Consider the following 25,533-nt stretch of genomic DNA (forward strand, 5'->3'; position numbering starts at 1 on the left):
AAATTATAAAAAACTCGTACCAAATTTCATTTTAGACATCCCAAAATACTGAGCAATAGTTTGTGATATATCCGCAAAAGTTTTTCTATGACCTAAATATCTTGGTTTTAAAAATTTTTTATATAAAAGTATAGGTATATTTTCTCTTGTATGATCCGTTCCTATCCAAGTAGGATCACATCCATGATCAGCAGTGATAATCAACAAATCATTATTTGTCATAAGATTTAAAAATTTATATAATTCTTTATCAAATAATTCTAATTCTTTCGCATATCCTATAACATTTCTTCTATGTCCATATAATGAATCAAAATCAATAAAATTTACAAAAACTATAGTATTTTTATTATTCTTTTGTTTAATTAATAGTTCTTTATTTAAAAACTTAAAAATGTCTTGAATAGAATATAACGAAATTTTTTTTGAAATTCCTTTACCTGAAAAAATATCATAAATTTTTCCTACAGAAATCACATAAGAATTTTTTTCTAATAAAAATTTTTCTAAAATCGTATTATAAGCCGGTTTCATTGAATAATCTTTTCTATTACGAGTTCGTATAAAATTTTTATTTACATTAATAAACGGTCTTGCAATTACTCTGCAAATGTTATATTTACTATGATTTAAAACATTTCTGATTTTACTACATAACGAATATAATTTTTTTAATCCAAAATAATTTTCATGACAAGCAATTTGTATAACAGAATCAGCTGAAGTATATATAATTGGATATTTTGTTTTGATATGTTCTAATCCATAAAAATTTATAATTTCAATACCTGAAGAATGTTTATTACCAAGAAAATTTACAATTCCTGTTTTTTGAGAAATTTTTTTTAATAAAGAACATGGAATACTATTATTTAAACTTGTAAAATATTCCCATTCATGTAATACAGGCGAACCTGCTATTTCCCAATGACCGGAACAAGTATCTTTACCTTTAGAAATAGGACTACTATAAGCATAGCTTCCTATAATTTTTGAATTTTTATCACATCCTTTCGGAAACTTTCCACAAGATTTCTTTAAAGCATGAATTAATCCTAAAGAAGTTAAAACAGGAATTTTAAGAATATTTTCTTGTAATACATTCATTTTTTTTTTATATAAATATTTAAATATATTACCTAAAGTATTAGCACCTAAATCATGAAATTTATATGAATCTTTCGTTGAACCAATGCCTAATGAGTCTAAAACTAACAAAAAAACTCTCTTCATAAATTTTCTCATAAAAAATTTTATTTAATTTATATATATTTTATTTATAACTAAAAGTATTTTTTTTTTTAAAATACTATTTAATTTTTAAAAAATTTATATATTTATATTTTTTTATAATTGTTTTTAATCTAAACGTACTTGGAGAAAAATAAACAATTACATTGTCATGATCATATGCTAAAGAAGAATAATTTTCATTTTTAAATTTTTCTAATAATTTTATGTTATCTGAATTAATCCATCGAATACAAGATATATTAGTATTTTCATAGCTTGCAAGTACTTTATATTCTGTTTTCAATCTTTCTAAAACTACATCAAATTGTAATTGACCTATTACTCCTAATATTAAAGAATTATTTACTATAGGTCGAAATACATGCATAACTCCTTCTTCTGCAAGCTGTTTAAGTCCACGTAATAAAGTTTTTTGTTTTAATGAATCCTGTAAAATAATACACTTAAAAAAATCTGGAGTAAATTTTGGAATTTCAGTAAATTCAACACTTTCTCCTTCTGTAAAAGTGTCTCCTATTTTAATATTTCCATTACTATATACTCCAATTATATCTCCAGGATATCCTTTATTTATAATAAATCTTTCTCCAGCAATAAAATTCATAGCATTATTTATAATTTTAAATTTTTTTGTACGAACATGAAAAATCCTCATACCTTTTATATATTTTCCAGATACTATACGTATAAAAGCTACTCGATCATGATGCTTTAAATTCATATTAGCTTGAATTTTAAATACAAATCCTGTAAAATTTTTTTCTGTTGAATTTATTTTTCTAGATTTACTAATTCTATACTTCGGATATGGACCCCATTTAATTAATCCGTCTAAAACATTTTTTAATCCAGAATTATTTAATGCACTTCCAAAAAATATAGGAGTTTCTAATCCTTTTAAAAAATTTTTTTGATTAAACTTATGATAATATGATTGAACTAAATCTATATCTTCTAGTAAAACAGATATTTCATGACTATTTAAATATTTTTTTAAACTAATAGAATCTACCATCGAAATAACTTTGATTATATGTAAATTTTCTGTACTATAGTCTTTAAAATATAAAATAATTTTATTATCATAAAAATTAAAAATACCTTTAAAATTTTTTCCACTACCAATCGGCCAAGTCATAGGAACACAAAAAATTTTTAATTTTTTTTCAATATCATCTAAAATTTTTATAAACTCATAAGTATTTCTGTCTAATTTATTAATAAAAGTAATAATTGGAATTTTTTTTAAACGAGCTACCTTAATTAATTTTTTTGTTCTTGTTTCTACACTTTTAGAAGCATCAATAATCATTAGACATGAATCTACTGCTGTTAAAACTCTATACGTATCTTCAGAAAAATCTTCATGACCAGGTGTATCTAATAAATTTAAATAATGTTTAGCGTAAGAAAATTGAATTACAGAAGTTGTAACTGAAATACCTCTTTTTTTCTCAATTTCCATCCAATCTGATTTAGCATATTTTTTAGACTTTTTTGCTTTAATAGTCCCAGATTGATGAATAACTTTACTTAAAAATAAAAATTTTTCTGTTACTGTAGTTTTTCCTGAATCAGGGTGCGAAATAATAGCAAATGTTCGTCTTTTTTTAATTTTTTTTAGATATTTTGTATTTAACGTTATATTTTTAATCATGATTGAAATATTTTCTCTTGTGAATTTATTAATATTTTTCTAATCACTATAAATTATATAAATAAATTTTAATATAATGTATTGTATTTAATAATATTTTAAAAAAATTATTATATAAAATTTAATTTTAAAACTAACATCAAGTAAAAAATTTTATTTTAAAAAATATGATAAGCTAAGATTATTTATTTTAAAAAACATATATGAAAAAAAAAATTTATATAGCATATACCGGCGGAACTATTGGAATGAAAAAATCTAAAAAAGGATATATTCCAATTTCAGGTTTTTTGCAAAAACAAATAAAAAATATGCCAGAATTTTATAAAAAAGAAATGCCTATATTTACTATTCATGAATATCAACCACTTATAGATTCATCTAATATGACACCTAAAAATTGGAAAAAAATTGCATATGATATTCAAAAAAATTATAAAAAATATGATGGATTTATTATCTTACACGGTACAGATACTATGTCTTACACAGCATCTGCATTATCTTTTATTTTAGAAAATTTAAATAAACCAGTAATAATTACAGGATCACAAATACCACTCTCTGAAGTAAGATCAGATGGAAGGCAAAACTTACTAAATTCTCTTTTTATTGCAGCGCATTATCCTATCAATGAAGTAACATTATTTTTTCATAATAAACTATATAGAGGTAACAGAACAACTAAAATGAATGCAAATGGATTAAATGCATTTTCTTCACCTAATCTACATCCTTTATTAGAAATCGGTATAGATATTAAATATAAATATAAAAAATTAAAAAATAAAAAAAATCAAAATCTTCTTGTTCATAATATTTCATCTCAACCAATTACTGTACTTACAATATATCCAGGAATTTCTAATAAAATTATCAGAAACTGTCTTTTAAAACCAACTAAAGGTGTAATTTTATATACATACGGTACAGGAAACGCTCCTCAAAATAAAAAATTCTTAAAACAATTACATAAAGCTGCACAAAAAAAAATTATCATATTAAATCTTACACAATGTTTTTCAGGAAGAGTAAATATGAATAATTATTTTACTGGAAAAACTTTATTTACTTCAGGAATTATTAGTGGAAAAGATTTAACTCTTGAAGCTGCAATTACAAAATTACATTTTTTATTTAGTCAAAATTTTTCTTTTAATATAATTAAAGAACAAATAAAAAAAAATATACGCGGAGAAATAACTGATTCTAACTAAAATAATTTATATATCTTAGAACTTAAACTTTATTTATACATTAATTAATAATAAGAATATAAACTCGGTATATGATTAGTGATATCTCGAACTGCAATAAGATCAGGAAAATTTTCTAATAAACGTTTTTCAACCATATTTTTTAAAGTTGAACTAACCATAGAACAACCATTACATCCACCTTGAAATTGAATAATGACTTCTTTTTTGTTATTTACTTTAATTAATATTATTTTTCCGCCATGTGAATGTAAAAAAGGATTTATATTTACTTCTATAAAATAATTAATTTTCTCTTCAAACGATGTAAAATTTTTTTTAACAGATTTTTTTATATAAGGAGATCTTAAAATTAATTCAAAATTTAAATTATTTTTTATTAATTTAATTTCAGAATCTCTTAAAAAAGGTACATGTGATTTTTTAATATAAACATTAAAATCCATAAAATTAAATTTTTTATATTTTTTATCTTCATCGTTTCCATATAAATATTCTAAGTTACATTCTGCTTTCTCAGTACCAGGATTTGTTACAAAAATTTTTATATGTGTATTTTTTTTTTTTTTTGATAATAATTTAGAAATATATTTTTGTGCATTCACAGAAATTTTAATCATAGTAATATAAATTTTTATTAATTAATATACTTAATTTTATATTAAAAACTAAATTAAATATATATCTAATTAAAATATATAATAAATTATATCAATTTTATATTTTTTTCAAAAACATTATACATTGCAAAATAATAAACAATACAATATGCATACACAAAGAAAAAACTTAATATTTATACATGGGCTTGGATTTAATAAAAAAATATGGTTTTTTTTAAAAGAAAAATTAAAAAGAAATTTTAAAATATATACAATAAATCTTCCTATTCCAATAAAAAAAAATAATTTCTATATCGAATTAAATAACTTTATTAATACAAAAATATCTCAAATACCATATAATTCTATATTAATTGGATGGTCAATAGGTGGTATATTAGCTACTTTATTAGCTATACGAAATCAAAAAAAAATATTATCGTTAATTACTATTGCATCCTCTCCATGTTTTATGAAAAAAAATTCTTGGCCAGGAATGAACAATGCTCAAATTAAAAAATTAAAAAAAGAATTAATATATAATTATAAAAATTCTATAAAAAATTTCATAAATTTACAAAAAAATGAACAAAATAAAAAATATATTAAAATATTAAAAAAAAAAATTACATCTATTGCTCAACCAAAAATTATATCTATTAAATTTAATATAAAAATATTAAAAAAAATTGATTTAAGAAATTTAATTACAAAAATTAATATTCCAATGTTAAGAATATATGGAGAATTTGATGTTATAGTTCCTAAAAAAATTTCATATATATTAAATAATTTATTACATGATAATAATTCTTATATTATAAAAAAATCTAATCATGCTCCATTTATTTCGCATTTTAATGAATTTAATAATATATTTTTTAAATTTATTAAAGAAAATATATACATATAAAAATTTTATTTTATAATATAACTTTCGTATTATTAGATAATTTGATATTTAAATCTAATATTACGAAAGTTAAAATTTAAATTAAAAATTTATATCAAATATTTAAAAAGGAATTTCATCTTCAAAATCCGTATTTGATTCATCATCTAATAATAAATTTTTATCAGATTTTTTTTTAAAATTTTTATTATTTTTCAATAAAGAATTTTTATTAAAAAGATTTTTTTTATTATTTGAATGATCTTTTTCCAATTTACTTTGCCTATTACCAAGCATTTGCATAGATCCGTTAATATTTACAATAATCTCTGTTGTATATCTTTCTAAATTATTTTGATCTTTCCATTTTCTAGTTTGTAAAGATCCTTCAATATATACCTGAGATCCTTTTTTTAAATATTCTCCTGTAATTTCAGCTAATTTTCCAAATAAAACGACTTTATGCCATTCAGTTTTTTCTCGAATTTCACCTGTATTTTTATCTTTCCAATTTTCTGAAGTAGCTACATTAATATTTGCTACTGCTGATCCATTCGTCATATATCGAATATCTGGATCTTGTCCAAGATATCCTATTAAAATAACTTTATTAATACCACGACTTGCCATACAAGTATATCTCCAATATAAAAAACTCTTTTAAAATACTATATTTAAAAAATAAATACTCTATAATTGATATTTAACTCTTAAACTAAAATAATTATTTTAAAAAAATGAAAAATAAACGTTTTTGCGTTGCCCCAATGTTTAATTATACAGATAAACATTGTAGATATTTTCATCGATTATTAATAAAAAATGCATATCTATATACTGAAATGGTAACAACACAAAGTATTTTAAACAAAAAATTTAAGCTAATTACAAATAAAGATCCAAAACAAATGATTTCTTTACAAATAATAGGAAACAAACCTAAAGATATTGCAAAATGTGCAGAAATAGCATATAAAAAAAAATATAATGAAATCAATTTGAATATTGGTTGTCCATCTCCATCTATGACAAAAAATAATTTAGGAGTTATTTTAATGAAAAATACTCAAATTATTTTAGAATCTTTGGAATTAATAAAAAAATCTGTTCCAATACCTATTAGTATTAAAACACGAACAGGATTTGATAATAATAATACATATAATTTCCTATATAATTTCATTCATATCATTTCTAAAGAAAAATTATGTAAAATTTTTATTATTCATGCAAGAAATGCTATTCTTAAAAAATTTAGTCCTAAAAAAAACCGTAATATTCCTGTACTAAAATATGAATATGTATATCAATTAAAAAAAGATTTTCCTGATTTAAAATTTATTATTAATGGTGGCATTAAATCTATTAAAGAAATTAAAAATCATTATAAAAAAGTTGATGGAGTTATGATGGGACGAGAAGTATATAAAAATCCTTTAATTTTAAAAAAAATAGATCAAAAAATATTTTTTGAAAAAAATAAAAATTTAACAATACAAAAAATTTTATTTTATATGTCTAAATATATTGCTAAAGAAAGAAAAAAAAATACACCTTTAAATTCTATCACGCGTCATATGTACGGAATTTTTTACGGTAAAAAAGGCTCAAAAAAATGGAAATATTTTTTAAATAATTTAAATTTAAAAAAAAAATATATAAATATTAAAGAAGAATTCAATAAAATATACTCATTATTAAATAATAAATTATAAAAAGTACGGATAATTATTTATGTTAAAAAATCAAAAAAAATATACAAACTTAAAAAATGATTTTAAAAAAAATAAAAAACTACCTCATTCAACAGAAGCCGAAGAATCTGTTTTAGGTGGATTAATGTTAAATAATAAAAAATGGAATAAAATAGAAAAAATTTTAAAAGAAAAAGATTTTTTCCATGAATTACATCAAATAATTTTCAAAGAAATGAAAAAATTAATAAATATAAATAAACCTATAGATTTAATTACATTATCAGAATCTTTTAAAAATAATAAAAAATTAAAAAATATTATAAATTTTTCTTACTTAGCTAAATTATCTAAAAATACCTTTAGTATATCAAATATTTCTTTCTATGCTAATATTATTAAAGAACATGCAATGATGAGAAAATTTATTCACATTTCTAAAAAAATTTCTCATTTAGGATATTTTCCTAACGGAAAAAATAGTAATGATATTTTAAATTATATAGAATCTTATTTTATAAAACTTTCACAAAATAAAATTATCAATCATGGACCTAAAAATATTGAAGAAATTTTAAATGTTACAATTTCAAATCTTGAAAAACTTATAAAAAATCCACATAAAACAGTTACAGGAATTGATACCGGATATAAAGATCTTAATCAAAAAACATTTGGATTACAATCATCTGATTTAATTATAATTGCTTCTAGACCTTCTATGGGAAAAACTACATTTGCTATGAATTTATGTGAAAATGCTTCTATGTTATATGATAAACCAATTTTAATTTTTAGTTTAGAAATGCCTAGTGAACAAATTATGATAAAAATATTATCATCTTTATCTAGAGTAGATCAAACGAATATACGTACAGGAAATATAAATGATGAAGAATGGTCTAGAATTTCTAGTACAATAAATATCTTACTAAAAAAGAAAAATATATATATAGATGACTCTTCTTCTCTTACACCAAACGAAATTCGTACACGCGCCTATAAAATATATAAAGAACATAATGGAATTAGTTTAATTATGATTGATTACCTACAATTAATGAATGCGCCTTCTTTTTCAGAAAATAGAACGTTAGAAATAGCAGAAATTTCAAAAAAATTAAAAATATTAGCAAAAGAATTAAAAATACCTATTATAGCTCTTTCTCAATTAAATCGATCTTTAGAACAAAGATCCGACAAAAGACCGATTAATTCTGATTTAAGAGAATCTGGTTCTATTGAACAAGATGCAGACTTAATTATGTTTATCTATCGAGATGAAATATATCATCAAGATACTAATTTAAAAGGAGTTGCAGAAATAATTATTAGTAAACAAAGAAATGGACCTATAGGTAATATACGTTTAACATTTAATAGTCAGTTTTCTAGGTTTGATAACTATGCTGAAAATTTATATAATAATAAAAATAAAATAAATTATTAAATCAAAAAGATATAAAAAAATTTAATATATAAATCAGTTATATAAAAAAATCTAATTTTTATAATTAATAAATAATTTTATTTTATTAATTTAAATATTTATATTTAATTTAAATTATTTATTTTCAAGAAAATTTTAACTATCATGTACATTTTTTTAATTAAATTCTATAGTTATTATTTGATGTATTTTATAACTACTATATCTAAAATAAAATTTTAATTAATAAAAGAATAAAAAATTATAAACAAAAAATTTCATAAAAAAATTTTCTTAATATATATCTTTATTTATTTTATAAATTTTATTTTAATATTATTATTAAACGTTTAAAAAAATTTATAAAAATATTAATTATTTATAAAAATTTTTTATAAAAATACTAATATAAAAATTTAAATAATTATTAGTTAAATTTGGTTATAAATTATAAAATTTTATCAATTCTAAAATCAAAAAATTCTATAAATTTATTAAATACAAAAAAAATCTAAATAGAAGACACTTAATATTAAAAATATGGAAAATTTAAAATATGCTAGTTCTCGCATTTGATTTCGGAGTAAAAAACATTGGTGTCGCAATAGGCGAATGCTATACTTATACTGCAAGAAAATTAAAACTTATTTCTTATAAAAAAGAACAAACATATTGGGAAAAAATACATAACTTATTATCTATATGGAAACCTAAAAAAATTATTGTTGGATTACCTTTAAACATTGAAGGAAGAAGACAGAAAACTACTATAAGAACAGAAATTTTTGCATTAAAATTATTTCAAAAATTTCAAATAAAAGTCAAATTACATGATGAAAGATATACTACAATTGAAGCAAAATCAATATTATTTCAAACTGGAGGAAAAAAAAATTTAAATAAATCTAAAATCCATTCTATGTCAGCATTAGTAATTTTAAATAGTTGGTTTACAAAATATATTCAAAAAAAAAAAGAAAAAAAAGAAAAAAAAAAAAAAAATAAAATACAATATTTGTACAAATAATAATAATTATAATTATTGTTACTAAAAATATAAAAATTTTATTTTAAAAAAATAATTATCTATCAATAATATAAAAAATTTTAATTTAAAATAAATAATTAAATTAAAATTAAAAAAATAATTTAAAAATATTAAATTAATTAAAATAATATATTTATAAATATATTATTAATTTAATTTATAAATTTTAAAAAATTTGAAAAAATTAACTTTCTATAACTAAAAATTTTAAACAATAAACAATAAAATAATTTTCTTTAAACAATCTTTTATAAATAACTTTAATTATGAAATTACCTTTGTTAAGTTTATATATCCATATACCATGGTGTTTAAGTAAATGCCCGTATTGTGATTTTTATTCTAAAAAAATAAATATTAAAAATATACCAAAAAAAAAATATATTCAACATTTATTATTAGATTTAAAAAAAAATATTTATTTGATCAAATCTAGACATATACATTCTATTTTTATCGGTGGCGGTACACCAAATCTTATTCATCCAAAATATATACTATTTCTGATACAAGAAATAAAAAAACTTATACCATTTTCAAAAAACATAGAAATTACTCTAGAATCTAATCCAAAATCTGTACATGAAGAAGTTTTTTTTGAATATAAAGAAGCAGGAATCAATCGTTTATCTTTAGGTATTCAAAGTTTTAATGAAAAAGTTTTAAATACTATTAAAAGAAAATATACTTTTAAAGAACTTATAGATACAATAAATATTATTAAAAAAATTAATTTTAATGTATTAAACTTTGATTTAATATTTGGATTACCACAACAAACATTTAAAAATTTTATGTCTGATTTAAAATATATAAAAAATTTTAAACCTGAACATATATCTTTATATCAATTATCTATCGAACCTAATACTATATTTTATAAACAAACACCTGTATTACCTAAAGAAACAGAGATACTTAAAATGCATTTTAAAAGTGTTAAAATTTTAAAAAAATATCATTATTTAAAATATGAAATATCTTCGTATTCTAAACCAAACTATCAATGTAAGCATAATTTAAATTATTGGAAATTTGGAGATTATTTAGGTATAGGTTGCGGCGCTCATAGTAAAATAACTTTAAAAAAAAAAAAAATTATTCGTATAATAAAAAATAAAAATGTTTATGAGTTTATGAATGGAAATTATATAGAAAAAAAATATATTCTTAAAAAAAAAAATATACCATTAGAATTTTTTATGAATAATTTTAGATTATATCAACCATGTTTACGAAAAAATTTTAAAAAATATACAGGACTTTCAGAAAATTTTATTAATAAACCTATTAATCAAGCTATAAAAAAAAAATATATCACTCAAAACAAAAAATTTTGGATTACTACTCATAAAGGTAAATTATTTTTGAATAATTTATTAGAATTATTTATTCTATAAATATATTTTTTATAAAAATTTAAAAAATTTTCTTATAAAGAATATTATATATTTTATTTTTCTTAATTAATGCTTTTTTTTCAAAACGACTATGAGTAATAGTTTCCTTACATAAAGAATTTTGAAAAATTTTAGATATATTTTGTAATCTATCAAATTTTCTTAAAATTCTTAAAATACTTTCATAATAAGATAAAGAATCAGTAATAATATGTAAAGTTCCATTTACAAGTAAATTTTTTATAATACTCTTAATTAATTCTTTCTGAATAATTCTTCTTTTATGATGTTTTCTTTTAGGCCAAGGATCTGGAAAAAATATGTTAATTTTATAAAACTTGATATTTTGAGTATAATATATAAAAAAATATAACGCATTAACGTAAATTATTCTTATATTTTTTAAGTTTAACTCATGTATTTTCTTTAAACAATAAGATATCCCTGGAACATATACTTCAATACCTACAAAATTGATATTTTTATATTTTTGAGATAAATAAATTAAAGACTCTCCAAAACCAAAACCAATTTCTAAAATAGCAGGAGAATATGAATTTAAAAAATCATTTTTATTCATCAAAAATTTTTTTGTATCTAAATTAATTCCAATTAAAGGCCAATATAAATTAATATTATTTATTTGAGTAGTACTTAACTTTCTACTTCTTACGTTAAACGTTTTAATAGTTTTATCAATTTTATATTTCATCATTATGTAATTATTATAAGTAATAAAAATTATTTAAATATAATGTATATTATATATTTTTAAAATTATATAAATATTCTGATATAATCAAAAATATAAAATAAACATATCTTCATGTGTTTCAAAAATAATATATTAAACTATAAATGAACAAAATTTTTAATTTTTCCAATAATATTTTAAATTGGTTTCATGTATATGGTAGAAAAAAATTACCTTGGCAAATAAAAAAAAATGTTTATAAAATATGGATTTCTGAAATTATGTTACAACAAACACAAGTTAAAGTAGTAATTCCATATTTTAAAAAATTTATTAAAAAATTTCCAAGCATTAAAAAATTATCTCAAGCATCTTTAGATGAAATTCTTCATATATGGAGCGGTTTAGGATTTTATAATAGAGCTATAAATATTTATAAAACTATTCAAATTATTAAAAAAAAATATAATTATAAAATTCCAAAAAACTTTTATAAGTTAATAAAATTACCAGGAATCGGAAAATCTACTGCAGGAGCAATATTATCTCTAACATATAATTATTATTTTCCAATATTAGATGGAAATGTAAAAAGAATTTTAAAAAGATTTTATAACTATAAATTATCACAATATTTATTAGAAAAAAAATTATGGAAAAAAATTAGTCTTTTAATTCCGATACATAATTCTGAAAAATTTAATCAATCTTTAATGGATTTAGGCACATTAGTTTGTAAGATAAAAAATCCTATATGTAAAAAATGTCCTTTAAAAATTAAATGTTTATTTTATAATAATAAAAATAATGATTTAAAGAATAATTATATAAAAAAAAAAATTATAAAAAATTGTTGGTTTATATTAATAAAATATAAAAATTTTTTCTATTTAAAAAAACAAAATCAAACTATTTGGAAAAAACTATATTATTTCCCAATGTTTTTTAATAAAAAAAAAGCATTTCAATGGATTAAAAAAAATAAATTAATATATGAAAAAATAAAAAAGAAAAAAAAATTTTTACATCATTTTAGTCATTATTCTTTATTAATTCATCCTATTTTAATTTTAATACATATAAAAAAAAATATTCAAAAAGATAAAGATATTTGGTTTAATATATTTAAACCTCAAAAAATAGGTATTCCTACACCAGTAAAAAAAATTTTTACACAAATGTTAAAAAATTAATTAACGAGAATTATTATATGAAAAGAAAAATATATTGCTTATTTTTTAAGAAAAATATGGAAGGCTTAAAAAAAATTACATATCCAGGAAAATTAGGAAAAAAAATATATAATAATATTTCACAAAAAGCTTGGAATAAATGGATGATTAAACAAACTATATTAATTAATGAAAAAAAACTAAATATGCTTAATTTAAAAGATCAAAAAATAATATATAAAAAAATGTATAATTTTTTTTTTAAATAAAAATAATAGAATTATAAGTATATAAAATTTTTTATTTTATAAAATAATTTTATTAAAATATTTTTTTATTATTTAATATTTTAAGAGAGGTTTGTAAATATTGCAAATAACTTAATAAATTATTTAATAATTTTATTTTTTTATTTTTATTAAAATATTTTTTTTTTAAGACATAAATATCTGTTCTATATTTTTGGATTTTATCTTGATTAAAAAATTTTTTTAAATATTTTAACCAAAGTTTTTTTTCTTGAGTATTTAAAACATATGAAAAATTTCTTGCTTTAAAGAAAAACATGAGTTTATAAAAACGATTATCATTAATTATAATTTTTTTATTAAATTGATTTTTATTAATAAACATTCGTAAAATATTTATGTTCTTTTGATCTGAAAAAGTAAAAAATTTTTCATATAATTTAGAATCTACATGTTTATTGTTTATTTTATTAAAATAAATCTTAGAAATTTTATAAATTTTTTTAAAATCTAAAAATTTTTTTAAAAAAAGTATATTTTTTTTACATTGATCTAAATTTATTTGTAATCTAATGATATCTGAACTACGTAAAACAGTTATAGGAATTAATATTGGACATTTATTTAAATAAACAAATTTCATACCTATAGAAAATAAATAGTTTAAATCATAATTAAAATTTTTTTTAAATTCTGTGAAAGAAAAATCTATATTTAAATCAAAAACAATCAAAACATTTTTAATCGAAAAATGTAAAGTTAAAGGAAAAACACAACCAAAATTTTTATTTTTTGATCCATAAAAACTAGAAATATAAATTAAAGGTTGATTATAATATTTATTAAGTAAACTTAATATTTTTTCTTTTTTTCTAATTAAAAACAAAAAATTAAATAACTTTTTATTTTTTTTTTTCATTAACCTTAATAAGTCAATTGTAGCATATACATCAGATAAAGCATCATGAGATTTAGTATGATTCAAACCATTTAATTTAGATAATTCTGATAACTTAAATGAAACTATATTATCTTTATTTTTAGGCCATTTAATTCCTTGAGGTCGCAATGCATAAAAAGTTCGAACAACATTAATTACATCCCATCGAGTATTATTATTTTTCCAACTCCATGAGTATATGTCAAAAAAATTTCTATAAAAAATATTTCGTGTTATTTCGTCATCAAATGAAATATTATTATATCCTATAATACAAGAATTAGGTTGATTAAAATAAGAATAAATTTTTTTTGAAAAATCTGATTCATTTAATCCAAAGCGTAAAGTCATTTTTGGAGTAATTGATGTAATTAAAACAGATTCTGGATTAGGTAAATAATCTATTGAAGGGTAACAATATAATATAATAGGTTTAGAAATAATCTTAAAATTAAAATCTGTTCTAATACATGCGAATTGTGCAGGTTTATCTAAAACAGGATTAATTCCAAATGTTTCATAATCATAAAATAAAAAACTAAATTTAAACATATTATTCATAACAAAATATTTTATTTAAAAAATCATGTATTATATAGATAATAACTTTTAACTGAAAAAAATAAAAATATGAAAAAACAGAATAAAATTATACACGATAATAATAATCACTCCGAAAAATCTTTTAAAAACGTCTTAAATGTAGTACATTTATTTAGAAGAAAAAATAAACTACAAAGAGAAATGAATGATCTAGGTAAAAAAATACGTGATAATCAAAAAAGAATTTTATTAATTAAAAATTTAAAAGATTATATTAAACCAAATATGACATATCAAGATATTAAAAAAATTATTTTAAGTATGAAAAATGATTATGAAGATAGAATTGATGACTATGTTGTACAATGCGCTGAAATATCTAAAGAAAAAAAAAAAATTACTTACGAATTAAAATCTATCGGTGTAATTAAGAAAAACATTTAATATCTTAATAATAATTATTCTCCCCCGACTGGGCTCGAACCAGTGACATACGGATTAACAGTCCGCCGTTCTACCAACTGAACTACAGAGGAAAATTAAATTTTATCATATTTTTTTTTTAAAATCAATTTTTAAAAATATATTTAAAAATTTTTTAATTTTATTAAAAGATTACTAGATTATTGTTAATATTTCTATTATAATTTATTTTATAGAATAACTTTCTATAAAAAGGCCCTTTAGCTCAGTTGGTCAGAGCAGGCGACTCATAATCGCTTGGTCGCTGGTTCAAATCCGGCAAGGGCCAAAAAAATAATTATATAAATATATTGAATAATTTAAATTTATAAAAATATTAAAAAATTTTTTTAAACTCAAGGTTTATAATGAAAGACTGGAAAAATCAATTTATTAAATTTATTTTAAAAAAAAAAATACTAATTTTTGGAGATTTTATATTAAAGTCTAACAGAAAAAGTCCATATTTCTTCAATATGGCATTATTATCTACTGGAAAAGACTTAAAAAAATTAGGAAAATTTTACGCTCAAGCATTAATAAATTTAAATATCAAATTCGACTTGTTATTTGGAGTAGCTTATAAAGGAATTCCTATTTTAATAGCTACTATACTCGCATTAAAAAATTATTTTAATTTAAACATACCATATTCTTTTAATAGAAAAGAAATAAAAAAATATGGAGAAAAAGGTGAAACTATTGGTCATAAAATACAAGGAAAAATAGTACTTATAGATGATATAATTACAGCTGGAACAGCTATAAAAAATACAATAAAAATTATACATAAAAATAAGAATTCTCAAATATCAAATATTTTAGTTGCAATTGATAGAAAAGAATTTGGAAAAAATAAATTATCTGCAAAAAAAGAAATTGAAAATAAATATTTATGTCAAATATCTTCAATAATTGACATAAACGATATTATTTTATATTTAAAAAATAAAAATATTATGAAAAAAAAATTAAAAACTTTAATTCGATATCAAGAAAAAAATTGTATATTATAAAAATTATTTACCAGTATGTCCAAACCCATCTTTTCCTCTTATACTTTGATCTAAAAAACTATTAACTAAATTAAATTTAACTTGCTTAATTTGAATAAAGACTATTTGCGCAATTCTATCATACGGATGTACACAATAATTTTTATTACTTCTATTCCATAATGAAACCATAATTTCTCCCTGATAATCAGAATCAATCAAGCCCACTGAATTTCCTAATATAATTCCATATTTATGCCCTAATCCAGAACGCGGAAGAAGAATCGCTGCTAGAGAAACATCTTTAATATATATAGATATTCCTGTCGAAAATAAATAAGATTGATTCGGTTTCATATAAATTTTATTTATAATACATGCTCGTAAATCTATTCCAGCTGATCCTAAAGTCGCATATTTAGGAAATAAATTTTTATTTTTTATATTTTTATTTAAAATTTTTATATTAATATTTTCCATTTTTTTTTTTTTAATAAATTAATTATATATTTTATATAAATCATACTAAAAAATTATATCAAAGAAAATTATTTTTCTTGAGATAAAATAATCACTTTAATGCTTATACAAACATCTTGATGTGGTTGAAATAAAACCGAATACTCTCCTATAGAACGTAACTTTCCATTTTCTAGTTTTAATTCTGACTTATGTACTTTCACTCCCATTTCATTTAATTTTCTAGAAATATCTCTGGTATTAATTGATCCAAATAATTTTCCTTGATCTCCTGATTTAGAAAAAATTTGAATAGATTTAATTTTTTTAATTTCTTTAATTCGAGAATTTGCTATTTTTAATTTTTTAATTTTTTTCTCTTCTAAAACTTTTTTACGATTTTCAAAATATTTTATATTTTTTTTAATAGCTGGTAAGGCAATTTCTTGAGGAAACAAGAAATTTCTCGCATAACCTGGCTTAACTTCTATTAAATCACCTACTGTTCCTAAATTTTTAAAAGAAGTAATTAAAATAACTTTCATAAAAATTTCCTCATAAATATTAAAAATGATATTTTTTTACACTAAAAAATTTAAAAATTATTTATGACGATCTGTATATGGAATCAAAGCAAGATATCTAGCTCTTTTAATTGCTCTTGATAATTGACGTTGATATTTTGCTTTTGTACCAGTAATCCTACTAGGAATTATTTTACCACTTTCAGTAATGTAATTTTTTAAAATTAAAATATTTTTATAATCTACTTCTTTAATACCCTCTGCAGTAAATTTACAAAATTTTCTACGACGAAAATATCTAACCATTTTATATCCTTATTATATTTATTTTACAAAATTATTACTATTAAATTATCTATAAATTAATTTATACAATATTTTTAAAATTATTAATTTATTTTTTTTATTACTATTGACTCTTTCTTATTTAACGATTCATTATTTTCTTTTAATATTGCAGAAACTTCTGATATTGCTTTTTTAACAGAAATAATAATATTTCTTATAACAGAATCATCAAATTTAAATAAATTTTCTATTTTTTTTATATTTTTTTTTGAAATTTCTATATTCATTAAAATATAATGAGCTTTTTTTAATTTTTTAATTGGATATGACAAATGTCTTTTTCCCCAATCTTCTAAACGATGTATTTTCCCTGAAAATTTTTTAATAATATTTTTATAATTTGTAACAATAGAATTTGATTTTTCACTTTTATCTGGATGAATCATAAATACAATTTCATAATGACGCACTTGAAAAACACTCCTTATTTAAAGTAATTATTAAAAAAATCTATAAAAACTATATTAATTTTAAATATAAATTTTTTTATATATATAAAATTTTTATTAAAAATTTTTAATTAAATAATTTTATAAAAATATATTCTTATCTTAACACAAGAAATACACAGAAATTAAAAATAAATCATATTTTTTATATAAATTATATTAAATTTAAATAAACCATTTTATTTTTTAATTTAAGAGAAAGTATTCGTACATATACTGTATTTCCAATAAAAAATTTTTTTTTAGAATATTTACCATGCAAAGAAAATGTTTTTTTATTATAATAATAATAATCATCTTTTAATGTAGATACATGAACAAACCCATCTATAAATAAATGATTAATTTTTACAAAAAATCCAAATTGTGTAATATGGGAAATCATACCATAAAATTTTTTTTTAATATTTTTTTTTATAAAATCAAATTTTAATATATTAATGACAAAATTACATGCTTTATCTGCTTTTTTTTCTGTTATAGAGCATTTTTTTGCAATTTTTTTTAATTTTTGTAAATTATAAAAAGATATTTTATTTGTATATGTATTATTTCTTATATATTTTTTATCATTATATATAATACTTTTAATAATTCTATGAATAACTAAATCTGAATACCGTCTAATTGGAGAAGTAAAATGAGTATAAAATTTTTCTGCTAAACCAAAATGACCAATATTTTTTTCACTATAAAAAGCTTTTTTTGTAGACTTTAATAAAGATAATTGAATAATTTCTTTATAAGATTTATTTTTTAACTTATATAATAATGTAAAATAATCTTTTAAAACAGGTTTTTTACCACCTGTTAATCTTAAATTAAATTTTTTTAAAATTTTTCTAAAATCTGTAATTTTATTATATGTTGGGTATGCATGATTTCTAAATAAAGACGCTTTATTATGTTTATGTATAAACAAAGCAGAAGATTTATTTGCTAATAACATACAAGATTCTACTAAATCATGTGCTAAATTTTTTTTTTTTAAAACTATTTTATCTATTATATCTAATGAATTAAAAATAAAATATGGTTCATCATAATTAAATGAAATAATTTTTTTTAATGTATTATTTTTTATAAACAAATTATTTAAATCTTGTAAATTTTTTAAAGATCTTTTTATTTTTTTAAATTTTTTACATAAAAAAAAATCTTGATTCCATATTTTTATAATATTTGTATATGTAAGTCTAGCATGTGATTGAATAATAGCTTCATAATATTTATATTTTAGTAAATCTCCAAATTTAGACAAAGTCATCTCACAAATTATACATAATTTATCTTGATTTGGTAATAAAGATAAAAAATCTGTGGATAATTTTTTTGGAAACATAGGTATAACTTTTAAAGGAAAATATATAGAAGTGCCTCGATATAATGCTTCTTGATCTAAAATAGAATTTTGTTTTATATAAAAACTAACATCTGAAATAGCTACTAATAATTTCCATTTTAAAGTGTTTTTCACTAAATAACAGTAAATAGCATCATCAAAATCATATGAATCTTTTTCATCAATAGTAATAAAAGAAAATTTTCTTAAGTCTTTTCTTTTATGTATTTCCTTATCAGATATTTTTTGATTTTGAATCATATTTACTGCATCTTTTATCTGTTTTGACCATTTTGAACGAATATTATATTTTCTTAAAGATTTTTTATATACATATGTAAAATTGATTCTTTTGTTAAATATTTTTATATTAATTATCCTATAAAATATAGAGTGAATTTTATGCTAATATAAACATTATAAGTATAAAAAATTTTATTTAATTAAATATACTTAAATTTATAAAATAAAACAAATAAAAATTATTTTAAATAAATAAAATTTAATTTTATCTTACAAATTCTTTTAAAAATTTATTTGTTATAATTGTTTCATTTCTATTTGGTCCTGTTGAAATTAAATCTATTGATATATTTAAAAAAGATGCAATAAAATTAATATAATTTTGTGCTTCTATAGGTAACTTAATAAATGAAGTAATACCTCTTGTAGATTGATTCCATCCTGTAAAAACTTTATATACTGGAACAACATTTTTCCAGTTTTCTATATTTATAGGATAAGAAGATATTTTTTTATGAGAATGCTTATCTATATATTTAATACATACTTTAATTTTAGGTAAATAATCTAAAACATCTATTTTAGTTAAACATAATCCTGATAAAGAATTAATTAATATCATTTTTTTTAATAAAACTAAATCTAACCATCCTATTCTTCTTTTTCTACCTGTTGTAGTTCCAAATTCTTTCCCAACTTTAGATAAATATTCACTAGTACGATCAAATAATTCAGTTGGAAAAGGACCATTTCCAACTCTAGTACAATATGTTTTAGAAATACCAAGAATATATTTAATTTTATTAATTCCAATACCTGTACCAGTCATGACTCCACCAATACTACTATTAGAAGAACTTACATAGGGATATGTTCCATGATCTACATCTAAAAGAGAACCTTGAGCACCTTCAAAAATTATTTTTTTACCTTGTTTAATCTGATTATTTAATAAAAAAGAAACATCTTGAATCATATCTTTAATCGTATTAAATATTTGTATCGATTGATCAAATATTTTTTCAAAATTTACAGATTTTTTTTGATATAAATTTTTTAATTGAAAATTATAATATTTTACATTTTTTTTTAAAAGTTTATAAAAATGATCTTCATTATATAAATCATGAATTCGAATTGCTCGTCTAGCAACTTTATCTTCATATGCAGGACCAATACCTTTATGAGTAGTACCAATAATTGATTTATTTAAAATATTACATTCACGTGCTTTATCTAATTTTATATGATATTTAAATATTAAAGGAATTGAAGAAGATAATATTAAACGATTTTGTATTAATATTCCCTGTTTTTTTAAAAATGTAATCTCGTTTACTAGATCTATTAAAGAAACTACAACACCATTTCCAAGAACTGCATGTACATTTTTATGTAAAACACATGATGGTATTAAATGTAAAATTGTTTTTTTTTTATTAACTAATAAAGTATGACCAGCATTATTTCCTCCTTGATATCTAACTACATAATTAGCTTTCTGTGATAATAGATCAACAATTTTACCTTTTCCTTCATCACCCCATTGTATGCCTAAAACAACAATATTATTAATCAAAATTTATTTACTCCTAAACTTATATTCATAAATAAATATAAAAAAATACTTATTTTCTATATTTTATATTATATAATTTATATATTAAAATTATAACTAATTAATAAACTAAAATTTTAAAAATTTATTTAATATAAAAAATTTTTAATAAATATATATTATATAAAATTTTTAAAAAAAATTTTAAAATAATAAAAAATAATATAAATTAATTTAAATTTATTATTATAAAAAATTAATTTATTAAAATAAATTCATTTAAAATATATTAAAATATTAGATTTTCTATAATAATTCAATAAAATAATAAATTATATTTTTACTAAAATAAAAAAAGAATTTATAAAAAAATATTATAATTAAAAATTAATATAATATTCATTTAAAAATTAATTTTTAAAAATTTAATCTTTATAAAATACTTGATAAAACAAACTAATAATCTAATATTCTTTTTTATTTAAAAAAACAAAAATTTTTTTTATAATAAAATTTATAGAAGAATTTTTTTCACTATCTACCCAAAAAGATTTTTTATCTTTTTTTAACCAAGTGATTTGATGTTTTGCTAATTTTTTAGTAGCTAAAATCGTTTTATTAAACATTTCTTGATAACTAATTTTATTTAAAATATAATCACACATTTCTTTATATCCTAAACATTTCATTCCTGGATTATTTTTATTAAAATGACTTTGAATAAGTAAATTCTCTACTTCTTCCTTAAAACCAGAAGATAACATTTTTCTTAATCGATACTCTATTTTTTTATGTAAAATATATTTATTTTTTGGAAAACAAATAAATCGCAAAACGCGATATGGAAATTTATACTTTTCATGCTGAATTAAATCACTAATTTTTTTTCCTGATATATAATATACCTCTAAAGCTCTTAAGAGTCTTTGCATATCATTAGGATGAATTCTTAAAGCAGATACTGGATCTATAGAAAGTAATTTATTATATAAATTATTTTGAGAACTAGAATAAAATTTTTTTAAAATTTTTTTTCTGATTTTATCATTTCTTGAAGGTAAAGGAGATAAACCATGCATTAAAGCATGATAATAGAACATTGTACCTCCTACTAATAATGGAATTCTATCATTAGAAAAACTTTTATTAATTTCATATAAAGCATCGTTTCTAAAAGATTGCGCACAATAATTTTCTGTAATATTTTTAATATTAATTAAACTATGCGGAGCAATACGTAATTCTTCTTGATTAGGTTTGGCAGTACCAATATTTAATTCTTTATAAATTAAACCAGAATCTACACTAATTAGATCAATAGGTAAAATTTTAGTTAATTTTATAGCAAATTTAGTTTTATTAGAAGTAGTTGGACCCATTAAAAAAATTATTTTGTTTTTATTATGCATATATTTGTTATTTCTAAAATTATTTAATTACTTTATAATAAAAATATAATAAATTATTTTCTATTTAATTTATAAAAATTTATTAACGCATTTGTTGAAGAATCGTATTTTGTTGTTAAATTATTTTTTTTTAATTCAACTAAAATATTATTAGCCGTATATTTTCCTAATTCTACCCCCCATTGATCAAAACTAAATATATTCATAATCACTCCTTGCGTAAAAACTTTATGTTCATATAAAGCAATTAAAATACCTAAAGTATAAGGAGTAATTTTATTTAATAAAAAAGAATTAGTTGGTTGATTTCCTTTACATAATTTATAAATATTTATATCATTATTTAAACTACTTTGATCTTTCAAAATTTCTTTTTTAAAATTACTTTCTTTGAAAATTTCTTCTATAGATTTTCCAAAAGCTAATGATTGAGTTTGCGCAAAAAAATGTGATAACAATTTAATATGATGATCATTAATTTTATTATGAGTATTAATTGGAATAATAAAATCTGAAGGAATTAATTTTGTTCCTTGATGTAATAATTGATAAAACGAATGCTGACCATTTGTTCCTGGTTCGCCCCAAATAATTGATCCTGTTTGCCAAGATACAATATTTTTGTTACGATCTATATTTTTCCCGTTAGATTCCATATTTGTTTGTTGTAAATATGTAGAAAATTTATGCATATATTGATCATATACAAATATTGCTTCTGTTTCAGTGTTAAAAAAATTATTATACCATATACTAATTAAACCTAATAAAACTGGAATATTTTTTTCTAAAGGTGCATGTAAAAAATGCTGATCCATAGATCTTGCTCCCTTTAAAAATAAAGAAAAATTTTTATACCCAATTGATAAAGAAATTGATAAACCTACAGCAGACCATACCGAATAACGACCGCCTACCCAATCCCAAATGGGAAAAAAATTTTCTTGTATAATTCCAAATTTTAATACTTCCTGTTCATTCATTGATATACCAAAAAAATGTTTATCCATATCAGATTTTAATACTTTTGGTTGATTTAAAAATAAATTTTTAACAGTAGTAGCATTAGTTATCGTTTCTTGTGTAGTAAAAGTTTTAGAAGAAATTAAAAAAATTGTTCTACTCATATCAATCTTTTTTAAAATTTCTATTACATGTGTACCATCAAGATTTGAAATAAAATGTATTTTTAAATGATTTTTATAAGGTTTTAAAGCTTCAGTAACCATAAAAGGCCCTAAATCCGAACCACCAATACCAATATTTACTACATCTGTAATATATTTACCTGTATAACCTCTCCATTTTTTATGAATTACAGCATTAGAAAATAACTTAATTTTTTGTAATACATATTTTATTTTTAATAAAATATCTTTTTTATTATTTAGCATATTAGTTTTATTAGAACTTCTTAAAGCAGTATGTAAAACTGGTTTATTTTCTGTAAAATTAATTTTTTTACCTTGAAACATAGATATAATAGAATTTTTTAAATCAAATTCTTCAGCTAAATTTATCAAATAACTAATAGTTTTAGAAGTTAATCTATTTTTAGAGTAATCAAATAAAATTATATCTTCAAAATTTAAAGAAAATTTTTTAAAACGATTAGGATCACTTTTAAATAATTCTTTTAAATGTTTATTTTTTATACTTAAATAATGTTTCTTTAAATTTTTCCAAGATTTAGTTACAGTAGGATTTAAACTTTTCATAATTTTTCTCATTTTATAGTTTTTAAAAATAATAAAAATTTTAAAAATATAATAATTTTAAATATATATTTAAAAAATATAAAAAATATATTAATTTATATAAAATAAATTTTTAAAAAATTCTTTTTAACCTTATTATATTATATATCTAACATTTTACTTAAATAATTTTTATAATATATGAATATTCAAAATAATAAAGCAAGAAATTTAATTTGGGTAGACCTAGAAATGACAGGATTATGTCATTTAAAAAATCGTATTTTAGAAATTGCAGTGATAATTACAGATTCTAATTTAAATATCTTAAAAACAGGACCAGTAATTAGTATTTATCAACCTAAAAAAATTTTAGAGAGAATGAATAATTGGAATAAAAGAGTACATAATAAAAACGGACTTATACAAAAAGTTGTTTATAGTGAATATAATGAAAAAAAAACTGAAATAGAAATTCTTCAATTCTTAAAAAAATGGGTTCCAGTAAATCAATCTCCTATATGCGGAAATACTGTTTGGAAAGACAGAGAATTTTTAAAAAAATATATGCCAAAATTAGAATCATATTTTCATTATCGTAATATTGATGTCAGTACTATAAAAGAACTATGTTCAAGATGGTATCAAAATTCATTTAAAAAATTTAATAAAATAAATAAACATTCTGCATTAGATGATATTCAAGAATCAATTTTAGAATTACAATATTATAGAAAAATTTTTTTTAATAAGAAAAAATTATGTTTAACATAATTATATTTTTATAGAAAACTTGAAAATATAATTTATGTAAGATATCATTATAAATGTATTTAAAAAATTTTAATTCCTATAAAATCTTCAAATGCGGGAATAGCTCAGTTGGTAGAGCATAACCTTGCCAAGGTTAAGGTCGCGAGTTCGAGACTCGTTTCCCGCTCAAATTTTTATAAATTATGAAATAATAAATTTTAAAAAAATATAAATTTATTTAATAAAAATACTTTATATTATCAAAAATAATCTAAAATCACATAATATTTAAAAATTTTATTTTTCAAAAATTATTACTTTAAAATATCATTTTAAAAAAATCTAAAAATATTTTATTAATATTTGTTAAAATTTTCTAAATAATTTTAAATATATTAATATTTATTAAATTAAAAAATATTATAAAAATATTATATTTAAATTAAAAATTTAATTATTATCATATTTTTTATATAAAAAAATTTATTAATAATATATAAATTT

General features: G+C 19.0%; 25 protein-coding genes and 3 tRNA genes. 13 read left to right on the forward strand and 15 right to left on the reverse strand.

Annotated features, from left to right (window positions below; translation table 11 throughout):
• Positions 1 to 3: 3 nt before the first annotated feature.
• On the reverse strand, positions 4 to 1,233 hold the full coding sequence (locus AB4W57_RS02045; RefSeq protein WP_367677488.1) for a phosphopentomutase: 1,230 nt from the start codon (positions 1,231 to 1,233) through the stop codon (positions 4 to 6).
• A 76-nt stretch (positions 1,234 to 1,309) separates the two neighbouring features.
• Positions 1,310 to 2,911 (reverse strand): peptide chain release factor 3, encoded by a 1,602-nt coding sequence (locus AB4W57_RS02050; protein WP_367677489.1) that lies wholly within the window; start codon positions 2,909 to 2,911, stop codon positions 1,310 to 1,312.
• Between the two features lie 203 nt (positions 2,912 to 3,114).
• Here AB4W57_RS02050 and ansA point away from each other — a divergent pair, with 203 nt between their 5' ends.
• Positions 3,115 to 4,128, forward strand: a complete 1,014-nt coding sequence (ansA, locus tag AB4W57_RS02055) for an asparaginase (protein WP_367677490.1) — start codon at positions 3,115 to 3,117, stop codon at positions 4,126 to 4,128.
• A 44-nt stretch (positions 4,129 to 4,172) separates the two neighbouring features.
• Here the strand turns inward: ansA and AB4W57_RS02060 are convergent, their stop codons facing one another.
• Positions 4,173 to 4,748, reverse strand: coding sequence for a NifU family protein (locus AB4W57_RS02060; protein WP_367677491.1), 576 nt, complete (start codon positions 4,746 to 4,748; stop codon positions 4,173 to 4,175).
• Positions 4,749 to 4,896: 148 nt separating this feature from the next.
• On the opposite strand from AB4W57_RS02060, the gene AB4W57_RS02065 reads away from it, so the two are divergent.
• A complete protein-coding gene (locus AB4W57_RS02065) occupies positions 4,897 to 5,643 on the forward strand; it encodes an alpha/beta fold hydrolase (protein ID WP_367677492.1) in 747 nt (248 codons plus the stop codon).
• Positions 5,644 to 5,745: 102 nt separating this feature from the next.
• On the opposite strand, the gene ssb is transcribed toward AB4W57_RS02065, so the two are convergent.
• A complete protein-coding gene (gene ssb / locus AB4W57_RS02070; protein ID WP_367677493.1) occupies positions 5,746 to 6,252 on the reverse strand; it encodes a single-stranded DNA-binding protein in 507 nt (168 codons plus the stop codon).
• Positions 6,253 to 6,359: 107 nt separating this feature from the next.
• Between ssb and dusA the strand changes: the two genes are divergently transcribed.
• The 4 genes from dusA to hemW all read left to right on the forward strand — a co-directional run bounded on the left by dusA (position 6,360) and on the right by hemW (position 11,193).
• The gene (gene dusA / locus AB4W57_RS02075; RefSeq protein ID WP_367677494.1) at positions 6,360 to 7,337 is read left to right on the forward strand and encodes a tRNA dihydrouridine(20/20a) synthase DusA; all 978 of its coding nucleotides are present in this window, start codon (positions 6,360 to 6,362) and stop codon (positions 7,335 to 7,337) included.
• 19 nt (positions 7,338 to 7,356) lie between these two features.
• Positions 7,357 to 8,766, forward strand: coding sequence for a replicative DNA helicase (gene dnaB, locus AB4W57_RS02080; protein WP_367677495.1), 1,410 nt, complete (start codon positions 7,357 to 7,359; stop codon positions 8,764 to 8,766).
• Positions 8,767 to 9,301: 535 nt separating this feature from the next.
• Positions 9,302 to 9,772 carry a Holliday junction resolvase RuvX gene (gene ruvX / locus AB4W57_RS02085; RefSeq protein ID WP_367677496.1) on the forward strand — a complete coding sequence of 157 codons (471 nt, stop codon included), beginning with the start codon at positions 9,302 to 9,304 and terminating at the stop codon, positions 9,770 to 9,772.
• Between the two features lie 284 nt (positions 9,773 to 10,056).
• Positions 10,057 to 11,193 (forward strand): radical SAM family heme chaperone HemW, encoded by a 1,137-nt coding sequence (hemW, locus tag AB4W57_RS02090; protein WP_367677726.1) that lies wholly within the window; start codon positions 10,057 to 10,059, stop codon positions 11,191 to 11,193.
• A gap of 19 nt (positions 11,194 to 11,212) precedes the next feature.
• On the opposite strand, the gene trmB is transcribed toward hemW, so the two are convergent.
• A complete protein-coding gene (gene trmB / locus AB4W57_RS02095) occupies positions 11,213 to 11,908 on the reverse strand; it encodes a tRNA (guanosine(46)-N7)-methyltransferase TrmB (protein ID WP_367677497.1) in 696 nt (231 codons plus the stop codon).
• Between the two features lie 143 nt (positions 11,909 to 12,051).
• Between trmB and mutY the strand changes: the two genes are divergently transcribed.
• On the forward strand, positions 12,052 to 13,080 hold the full coding sequence (gene mutY / locus AB4W57_RS02100; RefSeq protein WP_367677498.1) for an A/G-specific adenine glycosylase: 1,029 nt from the start codon (positions 12,052 to 12,054) through the stop codon (positions 13,078 to 13,080).
• A gap of 17 nt (positions 13,081 to 13,097) precedes the next feature.
• Positions 13,098 to 13,328: an oxidative damage protection protein gene (locus tag AB4W57_RS02105; RefSeq protein WP_367677499.1), complete on the forward strand. Its 231-nt coding sequence runs from the start codon at positions 13,098 to 13,100 to the stop codon at positions 13,326 to 13,328.
• A 52-nt stretch (positions 13,329 to 13,380) separates the two neighbouring features.
• On the opposite strand, the gene sbcB is transcribed toward AB4W57_RS02105, so the two are convergent.
• Positions 13,381 to 14,808 carry an exodeoxyribonuclease I gene (gene sbcB, locus AB4W57_RS02110; protein WP_367677500.1) on the reverse strand — a complete coding sequence of 476 codons (1,428 nt, stop codon included), beginning with the start codon at positions 14,806 to 14,808 and terminating at the stop codon, positions 13,381 to 13,383.
• A 69-nt stretch (positions 14,809 to 14,877) separates the two neighbouring features.
• Between sbcB and AB4W57_RS02115 the strand changes: the two genes are divergently transcribed.
• The gene (locus AB4W57_RS02115) at positions 14,878 to 15,234 is read left to right on the forward strand and encodes a DUF496 family protein (protein ID WP_367677501.1); all 357 of its coding nucleotides are present in this window, start codon (positions 14,878 to 14,880) and stop codon (positions 15,232 to 15,234) included.
• Positions 15,235 to 15,253: 19 nt separating this feature from the next.
• On the opposite strand, the gene AB4W57_RS02120 is transcribed toward AB4W57_RS02115, so the two are convergent.
• Positions 15,254 to 15,326 (reverse strand) — tRNA-Asn (locus AB4W57_RS02120).
• Positions 15,327 to 15,467: 141 nt separating this feature from the next.
• Here AB4W57_RS02120 and AB4W57_RS02125 point away from each other — a divergent pair.
• Both AB4W57_RS02125 and pyrE read left to right on the forward strand, forming a co-directional pair.
• Positions 15,468 to 15,541, forward strand: a tRNA-Ile gene (locus tag AB4W57_RS02125).
• A 79-nt stretch (positions 15,542 to 15,620) separates the two neighbouring features.
• Positions 15,621 to 16,268 carry an orotate phosphoribosyltransferase gene (gene pyrE, locus AB4W57_RS02130; RefSeq protein WP_367677502.1) on the forward strand — a complete coding sequence of 216 codons (648 nt, stop codon included), beginning with the start codon at positions 15,621 to 15,623 and terminating at the stop codon, positions 16,266 to 16,268.
• Positions 16,269 to 16,271: 3 nt separating this feature from the next.
• On the opposite strand, the gene dut is transcribed toward pyrE, so the two are convergent.
• The 8 genes from dut to pgi all read right to left on the reverse strand — a co-directional run bounded on the left by dut (position 16,272) and on the right by pgi (position 24,297).
• Entirely contained in the window at positions 16,272 to 16,727 is a 456-nt protein-coding gene (gene dut, locus AB4W57_RS02135) for a dUTP diphosphatase (RefSeq protein WP_367677503.1), read from the reverse strand.
• A gap of 68 nt (positions 16,728 to 16,795) precedes the next feature.
• A complete protein-coding gene (gene rplI / locus AB4W57_RS02140) occupies positions 16,796 to 17,251 on the reverse strand; it encodes a 50S ribosomal protein L9 (RefSeq protein WP_367677504.1) in 456 nt (151 codons plus the stop codon).
• A gap of 57 nt (positions 17,252 to 17,308) precedes the next feature.
• Positions 17,309 to 17,536, reverse strand: coding sequence for a 30S ribosomal protein S18 (gene rpsR / locus AB4W57_RS02145; protein WP_367677505.1), 228 nt, complete (start codon positions 17,534 to 17,536; stop codon positions 17,309 to 17,311).
• An 83-nt stretch (positions 17,537 to 17,619) separates the two neighbouring features.
• Positions 17,620 to 17,988: a 30S ribosomal protein S6 gene (rpsF, locus tag AB4W57_RS02150; protein ID WP_367677506.1), complete on the reverse strand. Its 369-nt coding sequence runs from the start codon at positions 17,986 to 17,988 to the stop codon at positions 17,620 to 17,622.
• A gap of 193 nt (positions 17,989 to 18,181) precedes the next feature.
• On the reverse strand, positions 18,182 to 19,768 hold the full coding sequence (locus AB4W57_RS02155) for a ribonuclease R family protein (protein WP_367677727.1): 1,587 nt from the start codon (positions 19,766 to 19,768) through the stop codon (positions 18,182 to 18,184).
• 109 nt (positions 19,769 to 19,877) lie between these two features.
• Positions 19,878 to 21,191 (reverse strand): adenylosuccinate synthase, encoded by a 1,314-nt coding sequence (locus AB4W57_RS02160; protein ID WP_367677507.1) that lies wholly within the window; start codon positions 21,189 to 21,191, stop codon positions 19,878 to 19,880.
• Positions 21,192 to 21,634: 443 nt separating this feature from the next.
• Complete coding sequence (gene miaA, locus AB4W57_RS02165; RefSeq protein WP_367677508.1) at positions 21,635 to 22,579, reverse strand: tRNA (adenosine(37)-N6)-dimethylallyltransferase MiaA; 945 nt, start codon at positions 22,577 to 22,579, stop codon at positions 21,635 to 21,637.
• A gap of 53 nt (positions 22,580 to 22,632) precedes the next feature.
• Complete coding sequence (gene pgi, locus AB4W57_RS02170) at positions 22,633 to 24,297, reverse strand: glucose-6-phosphate isomerase (RefSeq protein WP_367677509.1); 1,665 nt, start codon at positions 24,295 to 24,297, stop codon at positions 22,633 to 22,635.
• A 186-nt stretch (positions 24,298 to 24,483) separates the two neighbouring features.
• On the opposite strand from pgi, the gene orn reads away from it, so the two are divergent.
• Together orn and AB4W57_RS02180 are read left to right on the forward strand one after the other, a co-directional pair.
• Entirely contained in the window at positions 24,484 to 25,050 is a 567-nt protein-coding gene (gene orn, locus AB4W57_RS02175) for an oligoribonuclease (RefSeq protein WP_367677728.1), read from the forward strand.
• 93 nt (positions 25,051 to 25,143) lie between these two features.
• Positions 25,144 to 25,216 (forward strand) — tRNA-Gly (locus AB4W57_RS02180).
• Positions 25,217 to 25,533: the final 317 nt, after the last annotated feature.

It is taken from the genome of Buchnera aphidicola (Chaitophorus populicola), assembly GCF_964058995.1.
Taxonomy (GTDB): Bacteria; Pseudomonadota; Gammaproteobacteria; order Enterobacterales; family Enterobacteriaceae; genus Buchnera_J; species Buchnera_J aphidicola_BO.